Consider the following 21,501-nt stretch of genomic DNA (forward strand, 5'->3'; position numbering starts at 1 on the left):
GCTCATCATTTTTTGGTGGCCGGCTAACTAAATATAGATGCCGGCCTCATAAATTCCTCGTTTAATTTTTTGGGGGTGCCCCCAAGCTATCGCAAGGGGTCGGGCTTTTCGCTCATACTCCGGCACAGAAGCCCTGCTGCGATGGCCTCACCGGGGTATCCGCTTCAATCCCTCACCCGAAAGCCGGTTACGGGGTAAAGTGTTGCCAATTGCGGGTCTTGCTGATGGTATGTTCACCAACATTAAGCAATGAAAGCTTTGTAGGGGCGGCATGTTAGCAGAGCGCCGTATGTGCAATGTGTTCGTCTGGGGTTTTGGATAATAACGAAGAAAGGGTTACAAGAGAGTGATAATCTTTCTGGATAATATTGGTTTAAGCATCAGGATATCCTGTTATTTACCTCAACCGAATTATCCCTGGTCTATTTACTATTTGCTTCTTCAGGATGGGCGTTAAGAAAGAGTGCATTTATAACCTATTTTACACTTTATTTAAGCAAGTTTTTAAAGCATCCAGCGTTGATACAGTTGTAAATTTACCTGCAGAAAAAGAAGCATGAAAGCTAAGCAATACATACCCATCACCCTGCTCTGGATTTTACTCAGTTCCTTTTCCTATAAACTTGGCGGCTCCTACAAACAGGTACGCGGTTTAAAAACGGTAGTGATAGATGCTGGCCACGGTGGCAGCGATACCGGTGCACCGGGCGAATACTCTTACGAAAAAAATATAGCATTGGCTGTGGCCCTTAAACTGGGTGCCTTAATGAAGGTGGAGATGCCTGATGTAAACATTGTGTACACCCGTACTACTGATGTGTTTGACCCGCCACAGCTAAAGGCATGGAAAGCCAATAACGCCAAAGGCGATCTGTTCATTTCCATACACTGCAACAGTGCCGACCCTATAAGGCACAGCGAATTTGTTGGCTATAAATACGAAACCCGCTATGTAAAGAAGAAAAAGAAGAAAATAAAGCAGCGGGTTAAAGTGCCGCAGTACCGGTACTGGACAACACCCAACCCCGCCAAGGGTACCGAAACCTATATTTGGGGCGCCCACAAAAACGAGGAAAAGGAACTGGCGATGAAGGAAAATGAAGCCTTGTATCTTGATAGTACGCTTGCAACACAGGTATCTGACTTTAACCCCGATGCCCCGGAAAAAATGATATTATACGCCCTTAAAACCAAACAATATTTTACCCGCAGTGCCAACCTTGCGCTAACGGTAGAAGATGAGTTTAAGAAGGTGGGGCGCATAAGCCGCGAAGCCCGCCAGCGCCAGGTAGGTATATGGGTATTACAGGCTACCGCCATGCCCAGCATATTGGTAGAAACCGGCTACATCTCTAACCGGGAAGAAGAAGATTACCTTAACAGCCAGGAGGGCCAAAACGAAATCGCGGAAGTAATAGTAAAATCCTTAAAACGGTACCAGTACAGCCTGCAGCATCAAACACTTGAATTTGTAACACCTGCCAACGTAACACCAGGGCCGGATAGTACGAAACGTTAGCAAGTACAAATAAGAAAAACGCTCTGCTCGTGTTCCGTACAATTTTACACAGCCTGCATGCGTATTAACAGCGTGTTGCACCTTGCGCCAGGGATAGGAGCGGCTACCCCGCTGAGGCCTTTGTGCGGCGGCTTTGTGGCGGAGTAGTAGCGGATAGCCCGGTGCTTTAGCAGGCGCCCTGTTTAATTTCAATCCATTATTTCTGGTTATTCAACGGCACAAATGCAGGGCTCACTTCGTTGGGTTTAGGCAGCCTTTGCGCTGCTGAAAGCCCGAAATATTTTTTAAGGTTCATGAAAGGCTTTTCCACAAGCAGGTAGGAAAGCCATGAAAGGAGAAATAACATGGCCAGGTTTTCTATAAAGAACAATACGAAATAGTGTTTTGTGAAAAAGGCCGGCAGATGCTGGTTAAGCGGATAGAAAATGAGGTCCGAATAGCTTGGCAATATGAAATGATAGAGGTAAATGCCATAACTTATTTTGCCGGTAAAAATGAGTGCTTTGTTATCCCACAACACGGATTTTTTATAATGTGGGTTTTGTGTTAGCTGTATGATGTATGTAAGGAACCACACATTAAAAACAGACAAAAGGCTTGTTACGGGAATGAAAGTCCACTGGCTGTTTACAGACTGAAACCCAAAAGCAAGCAGGTGTGCTATGGTGAGCAAACCAAAGGTTTTACATGTGCTGCCAAGCAGGTGTGTACGGTAAAGGCTTAACCACGCAACCATGGCCCCGAGCCCCAAAGAATCGAAACAGGTAAAGGTGAGGCATTGGCCAAACTCGTAACCAAAAACAAGGTATTCGCTTACCAGGCCTATAGCGATAAAAGAACCGATAATCCAGGGCATGGTTTTTTTGCCTGCAAATAAAATAAGCCAGGGCCAGAAGAGATAGAACTGTTCTTCCACGGCCAAGGTCCAAAAATGAGAGAACAAAGGGTGCCACTCCCCCGTTTTATAAAAATAAAAATTAGACGTGTAAGTGAGGAAATAAGAGAAGCCTTGTTTATCAAGATTAGTATCAAAATAGTAGATTAAAAAAAGCGTGAGATAATAAACAGGAAAAATGCGGAGCGCCCTGCGTACAAAAAATGATTTGAATACCTGCAACCTGGTAAACCCATGTTTTTCAGCTTCGGTTTTGCTGGCCATCAGGATGCGGGAAATAAGAAAGCCGCTTAAAACAAAGAACACATCCACCGCGGTAAAGCCAACAGGAATTTTATTGATGTAAGCACTGGTTTTATCCCAGCCGGAAAGCCAATGATAGAATACAATAAAGATAACAGCAATACCCCGGATGCTGTCGAACTGCTTAATATACCTCATGCGAAACACTTTACGTTAAACAAAATAGTTACCCACACGCCTTTTGGAGGTGCACAGTAATCAAATGGATATAGGCTTAATCGTGCGTTAGAAGCATGTTCAAGCAGGATATAGGATAACTAATGCTTGGGGTATAAAAATGTTGCGGGGAAAATGGTTTGCCTGGTAATGGATTACGGCCGGATCGGGTTATTTTTGAAAGGGTCGGATGAATCAAAAATATGTAAATGCATGAAACCCAGGAAAAAATTATTTTTTGGAGACTGCGGAAGAAAGTTTTGTTTGTAAAAATCATTTCCCCTTATATTTGCACTCCCAAAAACAAGGCAATAGCTTTGAAGAAGGAACGGATCGGTAGTTCAGTCGGTTAGAATGCCGCCCTGTCACGGCGGAGGTCGCGGGTTCGAGTCCCGTCCGGTCCGCATCTTAAGATTCTCAATTTTATCAAAAGCTCGCAAACTCAATGTTGGCGGGCTTTTTTGTTTTTATCACCTTCTCAAAAAGTATCAAAAACGTGCATAATCTGGTGGTAAATTCGGTTGCATTGTTGCTGCCGATGGTGTTTTATTTGCTCCGGGTAAGATAGAGTGCTGTATTTGCGTTTATATTTTTTCGACATTACCGCGGTCATCATCCCTTGCTTCGTAATACTTGCGTTGCGCACGTGCCCAACAGCCCCACCTTCTTTCCAATTCAGTTTCTCTTAACCCAACCGGTACCTCGATACCCACCAGCCTTAATGTAAAGCGCTTACATCCAGACAGAAAACGATCAACATCTATCGAGACTGCTTCAAAAGTATTTGAAGTGGCCTCTTCGTTTTACCGGTGTCGGAGCTATAATACCTGTGTGAAGGCGCCCATTCACTTTCGGCTACAACAGCAGTCGTTTAGGCTACGTGTGTCTTGTTGGTTCATTGCAATTTTGATCCCATAAAACACCAAGAAAATGGTATTACAACACAGCATGAAAAACCTAGTATTTACAATGCTATTGAGCGTGGCCGGTATGCTTTGCTCCGCCCAAACAACGGGAAGCTTCAAAGGCAAACTCATAGAGCAAACCACCAAGCAGCCCATAGCAGGGGCGAGTGTTCAAATTGAAAAAGCCCAGCTTGGCACTATCAGCGATTCCCTTGGTTTCTTTGCCGTCAATAATATACCCGCCGGAACTTATGCGGTCACCATTTCCTCTGTCGGCTATCAAACCAAATACATCAGCGAGATAGTGATTACTGCAGGCAAGACCTATTACTCAGAGATTGAGGTTATACAGCAAATCACCAGCTTGAATGATGTGGTGGTGCGGACATCCAGGGGAGAAAACAATCCACTGACACCTGTTTCTACTTTTTCTTATTCACGGGAAGAAATCTTTCGCAATCCCGGTGCTCAGGGCGATATCATGCGGGCATTGAGCAGCCTGCCCGGTGTGGTAAGCAGTGGTGCACAGTTCTCCGCCATTGCAGCAAGAGGGCAGGGCACACAGGACAATGTGTATATGGTGGATGATATACCCATGTTCAATTTGTCACACCTGGAAGCGGAGGGCTTTAACTCCGGCTTTAACGACCCTAACGGCGGACGGTTCAGCATCTTTGCCCCCCGCGTCATAGACAATGTACAATTTCAGAATGGAGGATTTGATGCGGTATATGGACGCAGATCATCTTCCTATCTCGGTCTGGGCATCAAAGAGGGAAACCGTGAAACCTGGTCTTTTGCGGGGCAGTTCGACCTGATAGGGGCTACGCTGATTGCCGATGGTCCTGTTTCAAAAAAGACAAGCGTATTTTCATCGGCAAGATATCAGAATTTCTCCTTGTTGCAGCGGGTATTGAACCTGCCGAACCCCATAAATATAAGTTTTGGCGACTACCTCATCAAGACTACCACGCAACTCAATGCAAAGAATAAGCTCTCGTTCATTGCCATGTATAATCCCGAAGCCCCCCGCAGAGGTATCGACGATATTGAGCCAGGCTATGATATAAACGATGACAACAGCGGTGGTACCGCACTCTTTGATCACACAGGCCGAAAAGCGCTGATAGGTGCGAACCTGCGGACTTTACTTAATAACAGCAGTGTATTAAAAAACGTACTCTATTTCCGTTCATCAACCGTAGATAACAACTTCGGCAATTTTACCCCTTTATTAAGCAGCGGAGACAGCGTACTTGATCCGAAATACGGCAGGTATGAAAATGATTTGAGACATATTAAGAACAACCAGCGGGAAATCGGCTACCGCTCTATCTACACAAAGCGGTTCAGTAAACTTACCCTTACCGCCGGCATTGATGCGGCCATGGTGGACCTTGATTATGAACGGCTGTTAAAACGTACCGACACCGTTTATACGTTCCGCAGTACGGACCAAAGGCCGGGCCCGGCACAATATTACCAGGTACTGGATCCGTCACTGTACAATTCAAGGTTTAACGACCGTGCATTCAATGGATCAGGATATGTCACCGCATCTTGGAAGGTCAGCAGCCGTGTTACATTAAACCCGGGTATCCGTTACGATTACACAGGCTTTGCAGAACAGCATACTGTATCGCCCCGTTTGAGTGGCAGCATTTTGCTGGGTGACAAACACAGCGTCAATTTTGCTTCAGGTATATATTACCAGGATGCCGGCTTATCGGATGTTGCAGGACAGACTGCCGCCAACAAGCTGAAAAACGAGCGGTCTTTTCAAAATATACTGGGCTACAAATACCAGTTTTCAAGCGATCTGAAACTGGTAGTGGAAGGCTGGCACAAACAGTTTGACGATGTAGTGGTGCAGCCCAACCGTGTGCAAAGCCTCCTCAACAACAATGGTACGGGCCATGCTTATGGTGCCGATATCAGCCTTACTAAAAGACTTTCTCAACAATGGTACGGAGCTGTCAGCTATTCCTACATGGAGAGCAAGCGAGATGATCACAATGGCCTTGGCGAGTACGATTACACCTTCAGTATTCCGCACAATTTCTCTTTGCTGGGTAGCTACAAGCCCAATAACAAGTGGATTTTGTCGGGTAAATTCAGGTACAGCACCGGCCGGCCGGCAGATGAATATATCGTACATGCCGATGTACTGAACAACCCCGAAATGCTCCGTTATTCACAGGAAATTACCGCCATCAACGGGAGAAGGTTGAACAACTACATCAGCCTTGATGTCCGGGTGGATTACAATGTTCCCATGAAAAGAGGTGTATTCTCCGCCTTTGTGGACCTGGCAAATATCAACAACCAGTTCAATGTAAATACGGAGGTGTTCATTCCGAATACAGGTAAAGTATATAATGTTGGCCTGGGTGTCTTTCCTTCGTTTGGAGTACGGGTTGAATTATAAAAGCATAAACAATAAAAAATTGGTCAATGGAATTGTCGAATAATACAATCCTTATCACGGGAGGTACAAGCGGTTTTGGTTTGGAATTCGCCAAAAGGTTTTTAGCCCTCGGCAATACGGTGATCATTACGGGAAGGAACCAGGAAAAATTAGATGAAGTAAAAAGTATGTTTCCGGCAATACATACTTTTCGGAGCAATGTAAGCTTCACTGAGGATATTGAAGAACTCTTTGAAAAAGTTACCGATCAGTTTCCTGGCTTAAACATCCTGATAAATAATGCCGGCGAAATGCGGAAGATCAGTCTGCATCACCATCATAATCTCGTGGATATTACCCGGGAAATAGACATCAACCTGATGGGGCCGGTAAGAATGGTGCAACAGTTCTTGCCACACTTAAAAACCCGTAAGAATGCAGCCATTGTAAATGTTACTTCCGGCATTGCCTTAATGCCGTTTCCCATAGCACCCATTTATAGTGCCAGCAAATCGGGATTAAGGGCATATACGCAAGCACTTAGAGTGCAGTTGAAACACACCGGGATAAAAGTGCTGGAACTGGTGGCCCCCGGCTCTAAAACTCCATTGAACGATAAGTTTACGGAGGACAGCGCTGTGGATGAAAGAGCATTGATGAAGCCCGAAAAAATTGTAGAAGCCGCCATCAGGGGAATGAAAGGAGATCAGGAGGAAGTTTATCCTGGGTTGTCAAAACTGATCAGGGTGCTGAGCCGGATAGCCCCTAAATTTTTAATAGCGCAGGCAGGAAAAGCGGGCAGAGATTTTTATACATCGGATTAAATAAGATACCTGGTATGCTGATGCATGGCATTAAAGGGTTGAATCCGGCATTCTTTGGTTCGCTCCGCAAGAATCAATAAGGGCAGCTATACTGCTTGCCTGGTAAAATTGTGCAACAATTTTTTGGTGACCAACAATAGTGCTACTATGAGGCGCCTGTTGTGTCACTCACTTGTACGCCTGGTAATTCTATTCGGCAACGTGCGGCCAGGCTGTTTTTCTTTGCACAGTTTGATGCGGTGTGCAGTATAATTAGCCCGCATAATTGAAAATACGGTTACGACTATGAACATTAACATGAACGAATATGTTTTCGGTTGGAAAAGGATCGCTTTTTTAACCACTCTTTTGCTGGTAAGCATTGTTGGCCAGATAGACAGGGTGCTGCCTTTCATCGTGGGCGAATCCATCAAAAAAGAACTGGGGTTAAGCGATACGCAATTGGGGCTGATCACAGGTTTGGGATTTGCCGTTTGCCATTCGCTGGCAGCATTGCCGCTGGCACGCATGTCGGACAGGGGCGGGGCAAAAAAGGTATTGGTCGCCTGTATAGTGATCTGGAGTCTCATGACAGGTTTGGGAGGAATGGCTACAGGCTTTTTAACATTGATGCTGTTGCGTTTTGGAGTAGCGCTCGGCGAAGCGGGTGGTACGCCGGCCAGTCATTTTTTGATCACGCAAAAACTCCCCGGGTCAATCCGGGGAAGGGCGATCGGACTGTTTTCAATGGGTCTTCCGCTTGGCACCATGTTGGGTTTTGCCCTGGGAGGCTGGGCAAGTGATAATATTGGCTGGCGAAACGCTTTCTTTGCAGCAGGTGCTTTGGGATTGGTGTTGGCGGTATTGGTATTGCTGTTTGTGCAGGGGAACAAAGTGCCTGCCGCAGAGAAAGTTGCTGACGGCGGCGGATTGCTGACGGCCGGCCGTAATTTGCTGAGGAAGCCAGCATTTTTGTGGTTGTTTGTGGCTGCCAATTTGCTGGGTTTTGCATCTGCGCCGTTCTATGTTTTCACTACACCCTTTTTAATAAGAACTTATAGGCTTACCGCAAGTGAAATAGGGTTAAAGTTTGGCTTAATGCAGGGGCTGCTCGGCATTGCCGCTACATTGCTTGGCGGAAGATTTTTTGACAGGGCAATAGCAAGAAATTCACAAGCGTTGTTAAGACCGCCGGCCATCATGCTATTCATGACTGCCTTATGCACTACTGCGGCTTTGTTCATGCCTACCGGCAATGGGGCTATAGCGCTGTTGGTGCCGGGCATGTTTTCGTTCGCGTTTTTGTTACCCTATGCCTTTGGCAGCGGGCATTTGGTGGCGGGCAGTGGTAACAAGGCTTTGTCAACTGCTTTATTGTTGCTGGCAGCAGGGCTTTTGGGGCCTTCACTGGCGCCGGTGTTGGTGGGTTTTATAAGTGATCATACCACAGCCTCAAGCAGCAATAACGGCTTGCGATGGGGATTGTTGATTGGCCCATTGGCAAGTTTGCTTTGTGCTGTTGCGCTGCTCATTGCCAATAAGAAGATAAACGCCGGATAGTTCATCAACAGTTTTTTTAACAGAACAAACTAAAATATATGAAAGCGATAAGTATCATACTTCTGTTGGTATCGGCCTGTCTCAGCATCAAACATGGTTGGGACGCATTTCAACCGCTTGGCCCGGAACAGGAAAAAATGATGGCAAACCTGGGCATTAACCAGGCCACGATGCCCTATTTTGGCGTATTTTCCATCATCGTGGGATTGCTATTGTTCTTTCCACAAACTTTTTTTATCAGCAATTTGTTGAACGCCGTAACCATCATATTGATAATGGCCTTGTCTTTGAGGGCAGGTGATGCAAAAACAGCGCTGATGGAAATTCCTTTTCTGGCTTTACCGCTGGTATTGATCTGGCTGAAATATCCGTTCAAATCGTAAAATCAAACAATGAATACACCAATCAGGATAAGTTCCATATCGCAGGCCCATAAAATGCAGGGCTTTGCGCCGCCACCGCATCCCTTGATCAGCATAATCGAGTGTGGGCAACTGAAGGCAAGCCCTGGCATAAGTGTCATACTCGATTTTTATATGATCTCCATTAAAAGAAATTGTAACAACCTGGTGTACGGACAGCAGAAGTATGATTTTGACGAAGGCTTTATGGCATTTGTCGGCCCTAACCAGGTGCTCAGCGGGCAGGAGCATGAACCTGGCTATGAGCCTAAGGGCTGGATGTTATTTGTTCATCCCGATTTTTTCTGGGGCACACCTCTCGCCAGGAAAATCAAGCAGTATGAGTTCTTTAATTATTCAGTAAACGAAGCCTTGTTTTTGTCGGAAAAAGAAGAGAAGATCATGAATGAGCTGGTGGCAAATATCATACAGGAATGCAATGGAAATATCGATAAGTTTACACAGGGCATCATCGTGTCGCATCTTGACGCCCTGCTCAATTATTCCGACCGCTTTTATCAACGGCAGTTCATTACCCGCCAGATTACCAACCACGCTATCCTTGAGCGCCTGGATGATTTGTTAAATGATTATTTTGACAAAGGAGATTTGATCAATAAAGGATTGCCCACAGTAGAGCTCATTGCGGCATCGCTGAATGTATCGCCCAGTTACCTGCGTAGTTTGCTTAAAACCCTTACGGGGTATAGTACCCAACAGTACATACACGAAAAACTGATTGATAAAGCCAAGGAGAGATTATCCACTACCAGCCTGACGGTAAGTGAGATCGCTTACGAATTGGGCTTCGAACATCCACAGTCGTTCAGCAAATTATTTAAAACCAAAACCAATGTTTCTCCGTTGGAGTTCAGGGCTTCGTTCAATTAGTACCTTGTCTCACTGATGGGTAACTTCGGTCAATAATGATCCTTAGAAATTATGGCCATTAACACATTTCCTGAAAATCTGAGTCAAAACAAAGGGGTCGCGATACGCATCGTTTCTCCGGAATTCGGCCATATATCACCGGAGTCGGTGGCTCAATACGGTTCTGCTCAACGGCTGCCTTATTATTTCTTTCTTTTCGTGGTGCACGGGAAGAGTCAGGAGATTATCGACGGGCAAACTATCGAAGTAGGCAAAAATGAGCTATTTTTTGCGTTACCCCACCAGCTTAGGCAACTGCCTGCAACTGCCCACACGGCAGACTATTATAAATTGGGATTTGACGATGAATGTCTTTCGCGGTTGCCAAAAAAATTCCCCTTTCTCTTCAACCCCTTGAACCAGCAAAAGATTAGTTTTCCACCCGGTGCCGCACTTAGGCTTTGTAATACATTCAGGATTTTAAATGAATTGTTACGTACAGACGATAATGATCCGGAAATAATCCTGGCTTACCTCAACAGCCTGCTTACAGAAGTAAACGCAGCTTATTTTGTATTGGATAAGAAGCACACTGCCGCGGGGCTTGATAAGTTTTTAGGGTTCAAACTATTTGTAGAAGATCATCTTACTGACCAGCCTGCCATAACGGAAATCGCAGCAAAGTTAGGCTTAAGCACAGATTCTTTGTATAGGATCGTAAAACAGCATTCCGGCGTTTCACCTAAAGAGTTCATTACAGACCGTTTGATCATGGAGGCAAAACGTAGAATACATAGTAACCAAAATACGTCTGTAAAGGAATTGGCATTTGAGCTCGGATTTAATGACCCTGGTTATTTTTCGCGTTTATTTAAAAAAGTAACCGGTAAAACGATAGCCGGCTCTTATCAGGATTTGTCCTCGTAAAAGCGTTTTTTGTCCTCAACTTACTATCACATTAGTTAAACCTTTGTCTGAAACAATTTAATTATGGACAGACAATATGGTAAAATATTGGTAACCGGTGCAACCGGCTTAGTAGGTTCAAGGCTTTTGCCCCGCCTTGTTAAAGCAGGATATAATTGTTTCGCGTTGGTACGTGGCAAAGAAGTGCCGGCCGGAGTTACAGCTATAAATGGCGACTTGTTTGAACCGGCAACACTGGAAGAAGCCGTAAAAGATGCAATAGCCATCATTCACCTGGCAGCCGTGTTCCGGTCACCGGATACGGATTTGATCTGGAAAAGTAACCTGGAGGGTACACGCAACCTCATTGATGCCGTGAAGAGCAATGCACCTGATGCCCGCTTCATTTTTGCAAGTACCAGCCATGTTTATGATATGAACAATCCGCACCCCGGCCGGGAGGATGATAAGCTTCACCCGCAACATGCCTATCCGGCCAGCAAAGTTGCTGCGGAAAATGCGTTACGTGAAAGCGGGTTGAACTGGTCTGTTCTTCGCTTCCCATTTGTTTATGGAGATGGAGACGGCCACCTGGAAGACTTGCCTAAACATGTAGTTGCTGCTAAATTTCATCCGGCTATGCGGATGAGTACTATCCACCATCGCGATATATACACGGCTATCATGATGGCTTTGCAAGGGGGTATGGACGGACGGGTGGTCAATATCGCAGATGAGGCCCCAACAACGTTGTACGAGCTATTACAGCTTGTTGGCGAATCGATGGCTTCTTCAGCAGAGCCGCTGATGAACCCCTGGTATCTGCATGCCGATGCATCGCTGGCCCGCAGTTTAGGCTTTCAGGCATCGGTAAGGACTGTCTACCAGGCGGCGCAGCAAAACCTGCTTTGACAACTTACCCGATCTTATTTAAACCAGTCGCACCGGAATTATATCAATGTGGTACCGGCGCATAATTTAAACGATTTGCAATGGATGACCTTCAACGGAGGCCTGGCGGCTCACGACGCGGTTGCGGTTATTGATCATGAAAACAATCAGGTCATACTCATTTTTGGTAAGCAGCAATGTCTCCTGCCGAATGGCAGCGTTACGTAATAGCAGGTCAATGGTTCATCCGGTGAATCGCGGGCCGAAATTATGATCACGCCATCTTCTTTATGCTGGTCACGCAGGTATTGCAACAGTTGAAGCCCGGTACCGCCCGGCAGGTTAATATCCGGTATGATGCAGTCATGTTCAAAATCTTCAATCAGGGCAAGGCCCTCTCTATACAAACTCACGCCCTCGCAGGTAAAGTCTTCTTTTTTTAAAATATGTGATAATGCTTTGTAGCAGGCCTGCCTCATCTTCTATCACTAATACCTTCATCCCAAAATTTTTGTTGCTAATCTAACAGTAAATTTTGGAGAAATTTGACCTGTCGGCGAGCTTTGAAAATGACCAGGCGGTATCAAAGGCTATAAATTGAGTATACAATTGGCTTTGATAACCAGTTCGCATATAAATGCCAAAATCTAAGTGTTATGAAATGGATCACGAGGGAACATCCTAAAATTGACCGTATCGCCTGCCCGTGGCTGATAAAAAAGTTTATCGATCCCGGCGCAGAAATCATATATGCCCCATTTAATGAAGTATTATTAAAAGCAGAGCAATTATCAGCTACTCCATTTGACATTCCGGGGGTAGAACATACGCATTATGGCGATGATTGCACTTTTGACTATTTTATCAAAAAATACAACATCACCGATGCCGGCGTGTTGGCTATGGCGCCAATTGTGCGTGGTGCTGACACAGATCATCATGAGCTTTCGGTACATGCACCGGGCCTTTGGGCAATATCTGCCGGCTTGGCCCATAATTTCAATGACGATAATGAATTACTTGAAAAAGGTATGCTGATATATGATGCGTTGTATAGCTGGGCTACACATTTGCAAAATGTCAAACATACGCAGCAGCCTTTTGAAAGCCTCTTGTTAAATGCCCTGGTAAGGATAATCAAATCGCAAGGCGGACAGGAGGGTCAGATACCGGGTTGGGCCGTTGAATTAAAAGAAATGATACAGGATCATATTGACACAAACATTACGCTGACAGAACTTTCCCGTGACCTGGATATCAACCGTTCCTACCTGTCAAGGGAGTTTTCCCGGCATTTTGACAATATGAGCTTCGGTGAATATATCCGTAAACAGCGCATAGAAAAAGCGATCAGCCTCATGGCTGATGTCAAATTATCCCTTACTGACATCGCTTACCTGACCGGATTTTCCGATCAAAGCCATTTTACCAGGATTTTTAAAAAACATACCAGGCAAAGCCCTTCTGCCTACCGGAAAAAAATATCAAAAAAGTAACAATTGTACAAGGCCGGTAACATCTGTTCTATTTACCGGCTTTTCCTGCTTGTAATATTGTGGTTCATTAAATCCATGACACCGGATGCATATATGGACATTTCATTTCAGGCCATTACTTGCCTGCATGCTGCTTATTTCGTTTTCAAAGAAATTACAGGCTCAGCAGCCACAAACATATCCACGGATAGTGGGTTATGTAGGTGTCTTACATCCCATTGTATCTTTTAGCAGCGAGAAGCCGCATTACAATTTTGATGGCAGCTACACCGGTGGTTTGCCCACTGGCATCAATATCTGGAAAAGTGCGAAGATTGGATTTTCTGCTGAGTTTGTACCGTTCATCCGTTCAGAAAAGGGCGCCAGCAAAATGAATAATTTCCTGTTTCATCCGGGAGCGCTTTTCGGCCTTGGAAAAGGTTACACACTTGCTGCAAGGGCTGCGTTTGAAACTTCCGGAAGGTATGGTTTCACACCTGTACTGAACAAGATTGTCGCAAAAGCTAACGGCTACAACTGGTTTATTGCCGTTCCGGTTCCGGCACGCTTTGGTAACAATCAGCCCTCATCCATTGGCATTGGCTTCCAGTTCGGTATTGTCTTTTAACCACAAAGCTTGCTGTTATGAAATGGATAACAAGGGAAAGACCCAAAATTGACCGTGTCGCCTGCCCCTGGCTGGTTAAACGTTTTATAGATCCTGCCGCTGAATTTGTGTATGTTCCCAAAGAACAGGTCTTCCGGCAGGCATCATTGCTGGAAGCGATACCGTATGACATACCGGGCGCTGAGTATAGCCACTATGGAGAGGAATGTTCCTTTGATTACTTTATCAAAAAGCATGGTATCAACGATCCGGCGCTCCTGCAAATTGCCATGATAGTCAGGGCCGCAGACACGGACCGCTTTGATCTTGCACCTCAGGCGGCAGGGCTGTGGGCTATTTCCGCCGGTCTTTCCCAAAACTTCACTAACGATCACCAGATGCTTGAAATCGGGATGAAAATTTATGATGCGCTCTATAGCTGGGCCTGTTTTGCCCAGGATGAAAAACATAACTGGAACCCGCTTTTACTTAAAAGCATAACCAACAACACATGAAAAACACAATCGGCCTGCTATTCATTGCTACGCTATTGGGCTATGGATGTAGCCAAACACCGGCTCAACGTAATGCTGTTCAGGCAGTCAAAAATGATTCAACAACTATCGCCTGTCCTCCGGGAAGCAGCAAACTCGACATTGCCAAAATTGAACAGATCACCGGGATAAAAGGGGTGGAAAAAAATGGCGAGTATAAGATTACCGTACCCCAGCATGACTTAAAAATAGAAGTGGATGGTTTTAAGATTATTCCTGCCATGGGGCTGGGGAGCTGGACCTGTTTTACACCGTGTGGAGACAGCGCGATGGCGATGGGTGACATTGTGTTAACAGAAACAGACCTGGCCCCTGTTCAAAAAGAAGTAATCAGGCAGGGTTTTGCTATTACCGCTATCCACAATCATTTCGTACGTAACCACCCCAATGTTATGTACATGCATATTGAAGGCAAAGGGCCTCTGGACAAAGTCGCCACCAGCGTAAAAGCCATTTTCGATAAGGTAAAGGAGGTTCGCGGACATGATCCCAAAGCAACTGGCGCCGACAGCGTCATAAATACCATCAATATACCGGAGCTGGATGGAATCATCGGTGCTAAGGGTGAGGCTTCGAAGGGCGTGTACAAATACACTATCGCACGGCCGGATGTGCCCTTGCAGGAGCATGGCATACCTGTCAGCAGCTTTGCGGGATTCAATACCTGGGCTGCCTGGCAGGGAACACCGGAAAAAGCGGCCGTAGCGGGAGATTTCGCCATGTTGGAAAATGAAGTTGAGCCGGTTATCAGGGCGCTGGTAGAAAACGGGATAGAGGTAGTGGCCGTCCATAATCACATGGTGCATGAACATCCCCGCATCTTTTTCCTGCATTACTGGGGAGTAGGACAGGCCAGGCAACTGGCAAAAGGATTAAGGACAGCGCTTGATCAAACAGGTAAAGGCTTCGCTACCCACTAACGAATAAAGGGCTCATAGAAAAAATGCCTGCCTGGCATCGCATAAAATTATTCAAAAAGATATGGGGCTTTCGGTTACAGTATTTCAATTGGACTATAGTTCCGGCTTTTCACTGCAACTCCGCTACCGGCAGCGCTGCATTCCCCATTCAGGGGGCCAGGAGGTAGCGGGGTTTCCGTTTCAATCCGGCAGCCAGTCAGGCTTTACCGCGTTACCCGGCTTAGGGCTTTACGCACATCCCTGGTGTACTACCCTACCTAACTAATTATACTGCACGCCCCATAAAACTGTGCAAAGAAAAACAGCCAGGCTGCACATTGCCGAATAGAATTACCGGGCGTACAAGTGAGTGACACAACAGGCGTCTTATAGTAGCACTATAGCTGGCCACCAAAAAATGCTGCACAGTTTTATCCGGCAAACAGTATAACCGGCTAGGTACGGATTTTTACGATGAACCTAAAAAATATTGTTGTATGGCTACTACTCAAAACAAGGCTAACTACTCATTGAGGGATCTTTCGATATATTTTTTAAAACTTGGTACCATTGGTTTTGGAGGCCCTGTAGCCCTGGTAGGGTATATGCACAGAGACCTGGTTGAACAAAAAAAATGGATTACGGAAGAAGATTACAAAGAGGGGTTGGCACTGGCGCAACTGGCGCCGGGCCCCCTGGCAGCGCAACTGGCCATCTACCTGGGCTTCGTACATTACCGCATCATAGGAGCTACAATTGCGGGCTTTGCCTTTGTTATACCTTCTTTCATTATGGTTGTATTGCTTGGCATTGCTTATGTAAGGTTCGGAGGGCTGCCGTGGATGCAGGCGATATTTTATGGTATCGGCGCCGCTGTAATCGGCATTATTGCTATGAGCTGTTACAAGCTCACAATTAAATCCATCGGCAAATTCAACAAGTCTTCTCTGCGGTCTAAATGGCTGCTATGGGTGCTTTATGGGGCAGGTATTATCATTACAGTCATCACTCAATCAGAAGAAGTTTTATTTTTCATTGGCGCAGGGCTGGTTTATATGTTTATTAAAGCTCCGCCCAAATGGGCAAAGAAAAACGTTGCCGCTAATATAGTACTCCTACAGGTTAGTACTTACACCGCCGACTGGGGGCTTCTGGGTAAAATTGGATGGTTCTTTACCAAAGCAGGCGCTTTTGTTTTTGGCAGCGGCCTCGCCATCGTTCCGTTTTTACACGCAGGTGTAGTACAAGAATATGCATGGCTTTCCGAACAGGAATTCCTGGATGCAGTTGCCGTTGCTATGGTTACACCTGGACCAGTTGTTATAACCGTCGGATTTATTGGTTACCTGGTAGCGGGTTTTCCGGGAGCAACAGTGGCAGCGCTAGCCACATTTTTGCCTTGTTATCTTTTTACTGTATTACCGGCGCCATATTTTAAGCGTATTGCCAAAAATCAATCTGTTAAAGCTTTTGTGGATGGTATCACAGCCGCTGTGATAGGCGCTTTGGTCGGCGCTGTAATTGTGATTGCCACCCGCAGTATCTATGATGTACCTACAGCACTTATTGCGGTTACAAGTTTATTAGCGTTAATCTACATCAAAAAGCTGCAGGAGCCTCAGCTCATCCTGGTTGCCGCATTGATAGGCTTAATGCTTAAGATAGGGTTTGCTTGATCTGCCTGTTTTTACGGCGACAATGAGCCTGCAGGATTTACTAATAGATGCCAGTGATAACTATCGTTATGATGACAGTGGAACTTACTCACAGATAAGTATAAGAATGTGAGTGGTGTGAGCAATAATGGCCTTCAGATATCTGCAACAGGTGCCGCCACCTGAAAAAAAATAAGGTTCCTGATAATCAAATCAGTAAGTGGTTGTAACACTTTCAGCCCGGTCCGTAAAAGAAGAGGCTGTCTCAAAAGAAAAATTAAAGCTTTGAGAATCGCCTAAACGAAAATAAACTCCATCGGGGATACGAATAAAAAAAGGCTGCTCAATACTTTTGAGACAACCCTTTTTTGCTTTATCCAAAACGTATAGATGGGGGTTAGTAAGTCTTTTCGGTGGCTAATACGGGTTGAGGGTTTCCCTGGGGGCGATGGCTATGCCCTTTTTTTGCTTTCAGCAGCACTTTGCCAATTTTGTGATAAAGCGGCGTGGGACTGTCGGCTTTTTTAGGTGCATAAGCGCCTGTAACAAACGGAATATACATAACCCGTCTTCTGCTTTGTTCACCATAATACGGCGACTGCTGTACCCTATGCCATAAACGGCCATCATGCACAGTGAGGTCTCCCGCTTCAATATCAAAACCTATTTCCTTGGGATCGGGCCTGTTGTCTATAAAGTATTTCTTTTTAAACAATAGTGAGAAGATGCCCTGGTTGTGTGTGCCCGGCAAAATTCTCAGCCCTCCTTTTTCTTTCGGATAATCATCCAGGTGCAGCCCTACATTCAGCATTGGCATAATGCGGCTGCCCAGAAAAAGATCACGTGGGCTGTCTGTATGCCAGCCCAATTGCTTGTACGCACTGTCTGGTGTGTTTATATAATGATTAACCACAAGCCCGTCTTTTTCATTTTCGCCAATACGGCCTTCATAAGGCTGCAATGGTTGTAACAAAGGTTGAAGCCGCGGATCTTTCAGAAAGTCTCTGAAGAGCTTGCTGTAATGGGATGCAAAGGCAAAGCGCTGAATAAAAGTATCGCCGTTGCCATCCCTGCCAAATTTAAGTGGTATGCCATTTACAGTATCAATTCCTTTTTCAAGCAGCAACTGTTGGATGTTGTTTAATTCCTGTAGAAAATGTTGAACTGTTTCCCTGGGTAAAAATTGTTTAAAATGCAGGTACCCGTTTTGTTGAAAGAATTCAGTTTGATCCTGGGTTATTTGTAAGCCTGCTTGAAAATTGTGCTGTGTGGTTTCTGGCATAAAACTGGTTTTATGTTTATAGTAAGAGTAATAAAATAATTGCGTAGAAAAACTATTTGCAGAGCGGGGATTAGGCGGTAATACAACAACAGCCAGGGCAGGAGCCACTACTGAGGCTGGCAGAGTGTTGACAATATGATAACCGCATTTGCATGCTGCAAAGCAAGGAAAAAATTCTTATAAAAACAATAGTCTACAAAAATTGTAGGAAATTATTTTTCCCTTTGTTTTCAAGGGTTACATTTGCATGATGCAGCATTTTAATTTTTGCAAAACTTAAAAATGCATGTTATAGTTAAATGACAGATTTGGTTGTTTGGTATAAGCCGTAAACGAAAGAAATGCTGCGGGGTGCAGGTTATGATGTTGCGTAAAGCGGTGCAGTACAAGAGTGCGACGCAACGATGCTCAATGGTAGTTAATGCTGCCGGGCCCATAAAAATTTTGTACCTGTTGAAAGTAATTGCGAAGAGCTGTTTAAAAACCAGAAATCATTGTTGCATGATAAGAAGAATTTGCCTGGCTCTTGTTTTTATACTGGCAAGGTTTATTGCTGTTGAGGCGGCTGGTACTAAACCCGTATTAAAAACGGGAATATGGAAAGCTGTATTGCAAAGGCCGGATGGGCAAGAGATTGTTTTTAATTTTGAAACTGCCGTTGAAAATGGCCGGCAGGTAATGTATGTACTGAATGCAGGCGAACGTTTGCTGGTTGACAGTATTAAACGCCGCGGCGATTCAGTTTGGATACAAATGCCCTTCTTTGCGTCGGGGTTTTCATTGGCTGTAAAAGCAGGTGGGATACTTGAGGGCTTATACATTAAAAATTACGGAAGCCGCAAACAGGAAATTCCTTTTTATGCCAGCTATAATAACAAGGAAAGGTATGCATTGCGCCGTGCACCGGCTTATGATATATCTGGCCGGTGGTCAGTAAATTTCGGTACACAGAATGACGCGGAATCCAAAGCTGTAGGTGAATTTCAGCAGGATTCGCTGGGGAAAGTAACAGGTACCTTTTTAACAGCCACAGGCGATTACCGTTACCTGGAAGGCGCTGTTGCAGGTGACAGCCTGAAGCTTTCTGGTTTTGATGGCGGACATGCTGTTTTATTTACTGCCCGGCTGCAGGGCAAGGATAGCATTGCTGATGCTCATCTGTATTCCGGCCTTTCATCTCACGAAGTATGGACGGCAAAGAGGAACCCTGCTGCGCAGCTAAACGATGAATATAGTTTTACGCAACTGCGTGAAGGGGAAAGCCGTCTTGATTTTAGCTTTCCATCCACTACCGGCAAAAAAATTTCGAATAATGATGAATATTATAAGAACAAAGTTTTGATTATACAGATACTTGGTTCCTGGTGCCCCAACTGCATGGATGAAACGGCCTTTCTTAGTGATTATTATAATCGCAACCGGGCAAGGGGAGTAGAAGTACTGGGCCTTGCTTATGAACGGTCAACGGATTTTATGGAATCCAAAACCGCATTGGCGCCATTTCAGAAAAGATTTAATGTAAAGTATCCATTTTTAGTAACAGGTGTTGAAGTTTCTGATAAAAGAAGAACGGAAAAAACATTGCCGCAGTTAGAGAGTATCAGGTCTTTTCCCACAACAATATTTATTGATAAAAAAGGTGTGGTAAGAAAAATTCATTCCGGCTTTAGTGGCCCTGGTACTGGCAAACATTATGAAGACTATAAAAAAGAATTTGAAGCATTGGTTGATAGCCTGCTAAATGAGGGTTAGTTGCGTGTTGAACATTTGGTGTCTGTTAAATAAAATTCTCTAAGTAATGCACAGGCGGGTCGATTATTTCACCGCCTGTTTTTCCAGTTGTACCAGTAATGGTTTGGTTGTGTCTGCAACAGTAACCTCAGAAGTTTCATACAGGTTGTGCTGTATGCTTATTTTAACAGGCAATGGTTGGCAGGTTCTTAACTTAAATTGGCCATTTACATCACTCAGCGATTCTTCTTCACCCGCTATAGCAATAATGTACGCTTTATTTACCGGCCTGTTGTCATTCCTGCTTATAATAGCGCCTTTGATAGTGTAGGCCCTTGCAGGGGTGACAGGTTTACTAAAACCAAACAATAAAAAGTTTGCGGATAATAGGATAACCAGCTTTTTCATACTAAGTATATTTATGTATAGCAAGGTTTACCAGTTAGTAAGTTTGCCTTGCATAAGGCACCTGCTTTAACTGGCTGAAAAAAGTTCTGCATTTCTCCAGGCCTTCGTTTCCGTTTTGTTTAAAGTACCAGAATTCTTCGTAGTCCCCATCGTTCATTGTCATCTGAGTTGCCCCCTGCGATTTATGTTCTGCTATTTCCCAGTTGGCAATTACCTTGTAGTTAACGCGGTTGCCATAACTGAAAGAGGCTGTTCTGTCTGTTCTGAATAGGGCTGTATCTGTAAGTGTAGCTGTTTCACTATAGTTTCCGTAACCGGAAAATTTAAAAGTGCTGTCTGCTTTATTACGTACAAGCGCCCCTAAAACAAGTGGTTTTTTATCTGCGGGAAGGGAGCTAATGGTGCTTAACGCCAACAGGCTGGCAGCTTTATGCTGCCCATGCTGCGAAGGCTCCGGCAAAACGCAAATGGCGTAATCGTACTTGTTATCCGTTAAAACCTTTGCCAGCTTTTCTTTTATTGATGATGTATTCCAGCTTGTATCCAGCGGTTCTTTTTCGTCAAGGCAAAAGCGGCTGTCTACCTGTTCTGCAAAATAATAGTTAGATACGCCAAGTATCTTGCCCGCATTCATCAGCTCTTTTTTTCTTATGCCCGGCAGCCTGCTCCTGCCGCTTTTTTCATCCGTAAGTTTAACGCCATATACCTGTTCTGCCAGTGTGGAATACTTGTAGCCGGCCTCACCATTCGTGATTACAAACAAGTCAACCGTTCCCTGCAATTCCCTGGCTATTTTGTATAAGGTTACACAAAAAATGCTCTCATCATCCGGGTGTGCAACAATTGCCAATACACGTGGGGACGTGCTTTTATCCTGTCCATGCAGTACCTGCGCACACAAAAAAAGTATTGCTGTTAAAAAAATGGTTACTTGTTTGTTCATACAGTTTATTCATACCGGCAAGCTGTATAACAATAGCTGCTGTTGAGGTCATGGGCGGGTTCGAACCGCCGTATAAGGTTTTGCAGACCATTGCCTCGCCTCTCGGCCACATGACCATTTACTAATGCAAATAATTCTCAGCTAATTAATTAATTCGTCTTCTAACAACAAGAGGAGCGGCCGCTGTATGCAACGGGCAAAATGTAACACAACACCTGGGATAAACGGTTAGTGTAATTCATAACCTCATTTATATTCTACTAAAATGGTAGACAAATATAATGCAGTTTAAATAAGCAAAAAATTAATTCTGCCCGTGGTTGGTAAAATT

Annotated in this window: 19 protein-coding genes and 2 tRNA genes; 15 read left to right on the forward strand and 6 right to left on the reverse strand. The window is 44.8% G+C overall.

Annotation, left to right across the window (positions count from 1 at the left end):
• The first annotated feature begins 556 nt into the window (after positions 1-556).
• Positions 557-1,519 (forward strand): N-acetylmuramoyl-L-alanine amidase family protein, encoded by a 963-nt coding sequence (locus tag F0364_RS02475; RefSeq protein ID WP_153796169.1) that lies wholly within the window; start codon positions 557-559, stop codon positions 1,517-1,519.
• Positions 1,520-1,715: 196 nt separating this feature from the next.
• Here F0364_RS02475 and F0364_RS02480 read toward each other — a convergent pair whose 3' ends face one another.
• Positions 1,716-2,855, reverse strand: a complete 1,140-nt coding sequence (locus F0364_RS02480) for an acyltransferase family protein (protein WP_153796170.1) — start codon at positions 2,853-2,855, stop codon at positions 1,716-1,718.
• Positions 2,856-3,203: 348 nt separating this feature from the next.
• Between F0364_RS02480 and F0364_RS02485 the strand changes: the two genes are divergently transcribed.
• The 8 genes from F0364_RS02485 (at position 3,204) to F0364_RS02520 (ending at position 11,637) form a co-directional block, all read left to right on the forward strand.
• Positions 3,204-3,277: transfer RNA gene (locus tag F0364_RS02485), tRNA-Asp, on the forward strand.
• A 544-nt stretch (positions 3,278-3,821) separates the two neighbouring features.
• The gene (locus F0364_RS02490) at positions 3,822-6,206 is read left to right on the forward strand and encodes a TonB-dependent receptor (protein WP_207632481.1); all 2,385 of its coding nucleotides are present in this window, start codon (positions 3,822-3,824) and stop codon (positions 6,204-6,206) included.
• Between the two features lie 26 nt (positions 6,207-6,232).
• Complete coding sequence (locus F0364_RS02495; protein WP_153796172.1) at positions 6,233-7,009, forward strand: SDR family oxidoreductase; 777 nt, start codon at positions 6,233-6,235, stop codon at positions 7,007-7,009.
• A gap of 285 nt (positions 7,010-7,294) precedes the next feature.
• Complete coding sequence (locus tag F0364_RS02500; RefSeq protein ID WP_207632482.1) at positions 7,295-8,548, forward strand: MFS transporter; 1,254 nt, start codon at positions 7,295-7,297, stop codon at positions 8,546-8,548.
• Between the two features lie 38 nt (positions 8,549-8,586).
• Complete coding sequence (locus tag F0364_RS02505) at positions 8,587-8,931, forward strand: hypothetical protein (protein ID WP_153796173.1); 345 nt, start codon at positions 8,587-8,589, stop codon at positions 8,929-8,931.
• Positions 8,932-8,940: 9 nt separating this feature from the next.
• Entirely contained in the window at positions 8,941-9,840 is a 900-nt protein-coding gene (locus F0364_RS02510; RefSeq protein ID WP_153796174.1) for a helix-turn-helix domain-containing protein, read from the forward strand.
• A 51-nt stretch (positions 9,841-9,891) separates the two neighbouring features.
• A complete protein-coding gene (locus F0364_RS02515; RefSeq protein ID WP_153796175.1) occupies positions 9,892-10,746 on the forward strand; it encodes an AraC family transcriptional regulator in 855 nt (284 codons plus the stop codon).
• A gap of 63 nt (positions 10,747-10,809) precedes the next feature.
• Positions 10,810-11,637, forward strand: a complete 828-nt coding sequence (locus tag F0364_RS02520) for an NAD-dependent epimerase/dehydratase family protein (RefSeq protein ID WP_153796176.1) — start codon at positions 10,810-10,812, stop codon at positions 11,635-11,637.
• Positions 11,638-11,783: 146 nt separating this feature from the next.
• Here the strand turns inward: F0364_RS02520 and F0364_RS02525 are convergent, their stop codons facing one another.
• A complete protein-coding gene (locus F0364_RS02525) occupies positions 11,784-12,095 on the reverse strand; it encodes a response regulator (RefSeq protein WP_153796177.1) in 312 nt (103 codons plus the stop codon).
• A 177-nt stretch (positions 12,096-12,272) separates the two neighbouring features.
• Between F0364_RS02525 and F0364_RS02530 the strand changes: the two genes are divergently transcribed.
• The 5 genes from F0364_RS02530 to F0364_RS02550 all read left to right on the forward strand — a co-directional run bounded on the left by F0364_RS02530 (position 12,273) and on the right by F0364_RS02550 (position 16,827).
• Positions 12,273-13,112, forward strand: coding sequence for a chromate resistance protein ChrB domain-containing protein (locus F0364_RS02530; RefSeq protein WP_153796178.1), 840 nt, complete (start codon positions 12,273-12,275; stop codon positions 13,110-13,112).
• Positions 13,113-13,197: 85 nt separating this feature from the next.
• Positions 13,198-13,719 carry a hypothetical protein gene (locus F0364_RS02535; RefSeq protein ID WP_207632483.1) on the forward strand — a complete coding sequence of 174 codons (522 nt, stop codon included), beginning with the start codon at positions 13,198-13,200 and terminating at the stop codon, positions 13,717-13,719.
• 17 nt (positions 13,720-13,736) lie between these two features.
• Positions 13,737-14,213, forward strand: a complete 477-nt coding sequence (locus F0364_RS02540) for a chromate resistance protein ChrB domain-containing protein (RefSeq protein WP_153796179.1) — start codon at positions 13,737-13,739, stop codon at positions 14,211-14,213.
• Positions 14,210-15,172: a DUF1259 domain-containing protein gene (locus F0364_RS02545; RefSeq protein WP_153796180.1), complete on the forward strand. Its 963-nt coding sequence runs from the start codon at positions 14,210-14,212 to the stop codon at positions 15,170-15,172. Before F0364_RS02540 ends, F0364_RS02545 begins: the two co-directional genes overlap by 4 nt.
• A 476-nt stretch (positions 15,173-15,648) precedes the next feature.
• Positions 15,649-16,827 (forward strand): chromate transporter, encoded by a 1,179-nt coding sequence (locus tag F0364_RS02550; protein WP_153796181.1) that lies wholly within the window; start codon positions 15,649-15,651, stop codon positions 16,825-16,827.
• Positions 16,828-17,203: 376 nt separating this feature from the next.
• Here the strand turns inward: F0364_RS02550 and F0364_RS02555 are convergent, their stop codons facing one another.
• Complete coding sequence (locus tag F0364_RS02555) at positions 17,204-18,088, reverse strand: phytanoyl-CoA dioxygenase family protein (RefSeq protein WP_153796182.1); 885 nt, start codon at positions 18,086-18,088, stop codon at positions 17,204-17,206.
• A 501-nt stretch (positions 18,089-18,589) separates the two neighbouring features.
• Here F0364_RS02555 and F0364_RS02560 point away from each other — a divergent pair.
• The gene (locus F0364_RS02560) at positions 18,590-19,840 is read left to right on the forward strand and encodes a peroxiredoxin family protein (RefSeq protein ID WP_153796183.1); all 1,251 of its coding nucleotides are present in this window, start codon (positions 18,590-18,592) and stop codon (positions 19,838-19,840) included.
• Between the two features lie 63 nt (positions 19,841-19,903).
• On the opposite strand, the gene F0364_RS02565 is transcribed toward F0364_RS02560, so the two are convergent.
• From F0364_RS02565 to F0364_RS02575, 3 genes are all read right to left on the reverse strand, one after another.
• The gene (locus F0364_RS02565) at positions 19,904-20,227 is read right to left on the reverse strand and encodes a hypothetical protein (RefSeq protein ID WP_153796184.1); all 324 of its coding nucleotides are present in this window, start codon (positions 20,225-20,227) and stop codon (positions 19,904-19,906) included.
• 34 nt (positions 20,228-20,261) lie between these two features.
• A complete protein-coding gene (locus F0364_RS02570) occupies positions 20,262-21,170 on the reverse strand; it encodes a PIG-L family deacetylase (RefSeq protein WP_153796185.1) in 909 nt (302 codons plus the stop codon).
• 45 nt (positions 21,171-21,215) lie between these two features.
• Positions 21,216-21,286, reverse strand: a tRNA-Cys gene (locus tag F0364_RS02575).
• Between the last annotated feature and the right edge of the window lie 215 nt (positions 21,287-21,501).

The sequence above is a fragment of the Foetidibacter luteolus genome, assembly GCF_009650435.1.
GTDB classification, from domain to species: Bacteria; Bacteroidota; Bacteroidia; order Chitinophagales; family Chitinophagaceae; genus Foetidibacter; species Foetidibacter luteolus.

Bases quoted from the DNA above. Each gene is read 5' to 3' on its own strand.
- F0364_RS02480 (WP_153796170.1), bottom strand. From the start codon at position 2,855: ATGAGGTATATTAAGCAGTTCGACAGCATCCGGGGTATTGCTGTTATC.
- F0364_RS02535 (WP_207632483.1), top strand. From the start codon at position 13,198: ATGCATATATGGACATTTCATTTCAGGCCATTACTTGCCTGCATGCTG.
- F0364_RS02540 (WP_153796179.1), top strand. From the start codon at position 13,737: ATGAAATGGATAACAAGGGAAAGACCCAAAATTGACCGTGTCGCCTGC.
- F0364_RS02565 (WP_153796184.1), bottom strand. From the start codon at position 20,227: ATGAAAAAGCTGGTTATCCTATTATCCGCAAACTTTTTATTGTTTGGT.
- F0364_RS02515 (WP_153796175.1), top strand. From the start codon at position 9,892: ATGGCCATTAACACATTTCCTGAAAATCTGAGTCAAAACAAAGGGGTC.
- F0364_RS02550 (WP_153796181.1), top strand. From the start codon at position 15,649: ATGGCTACTACTCAAAACAAGGCTAACTACTCATTGAGGGATCTTTCG.
- F0364_RS02490 (WP_207632481.1), top strand. From the start codon at position 3,822: ATGAAAAACCTAGTATTTACAATGCTATTGAGCGTGGCCGGTATGCTT.
- F0364_RS02500 (WP_207632482.1), top strand. From the start codon at position 7,295: ATGAACATTAACATGAACGAATATGTTTTCGGTTGGAAAAGGATCGCT.
- F0364_RS02525 (WP_153796177.1), bottom strand. From the start codon at position 12,095: ATGAGGCAGGCCTGCTACAAAGCATTATCACATATTTTAAAAAAAGAA.
- F0364_RS02545 (WP_153796180.1), top strand. From the start codon at position 14,210: ATGAAAAACACAATCGGCCTGCTATTCATTGCTACGCTATTGGGCTAT.
- F0364_RS02530 (WP_153796178.1), top strand. From the start codon at position 12,273: ATGAAATGGATCACGAGGGAACATCCTAAAATTGACCGTATCGCCTGC.
- F0364_RS02475 (WP_153796169.1), top strand. From the start codon at position 557: ATGAAAGCTAAGCAATACATACCCATCACCCTGCTCTGGATTTTACTC.
- F0364_RS02520 (WP_153796176.1), top strand. From the start codon at position 10,810: ATGGACAGACAATATGGTAAAATATTGGTAACCGGTGCAACCGGCTTA.
- F0364_RS02570 (WP_153796185.1), bottom strand. From the start codon at position 21,170: ATGAACAAACAAGTAACCATTTTTTTAACAGCAATACTTTTTTTGTGT.
- F0364_RS02560 (WP_153796183.1), top strand. From the start codon at position 18,590: ATGATAAGAAGAATTTGCCTGGCTCTTGTTTTTATACTGGCAAGGTTT.
- F0364_RS02555 (WP_153796182.1), bottom strand. From the start codon at position 18,088: ATGCCAGAAACCACACAGCACAATTTTCAAGCAGGCTTACAAATAACC.
- F0364_RS02495 (WP_153796172.1), top strand. From the start codon at position 6,233: ATGGAATTGTCGAATAATACAATCCTTATCACGGGAGGTACAAGCGGT.
- F0364_RS02505 (WP_153796173.1), top strand. From the start codon at position 8,587: ATGAAAGCGATAAGTATCATACTTCTGTTGGTATCGGCCTGTCTCAGC.
- F0364_RS02510 (WP_153796174.1), top strand. From the start codon at position 8,941: ATGAATACACCAATCAGGATAAGTTCCATATCGCAGGCCCATAAAATG.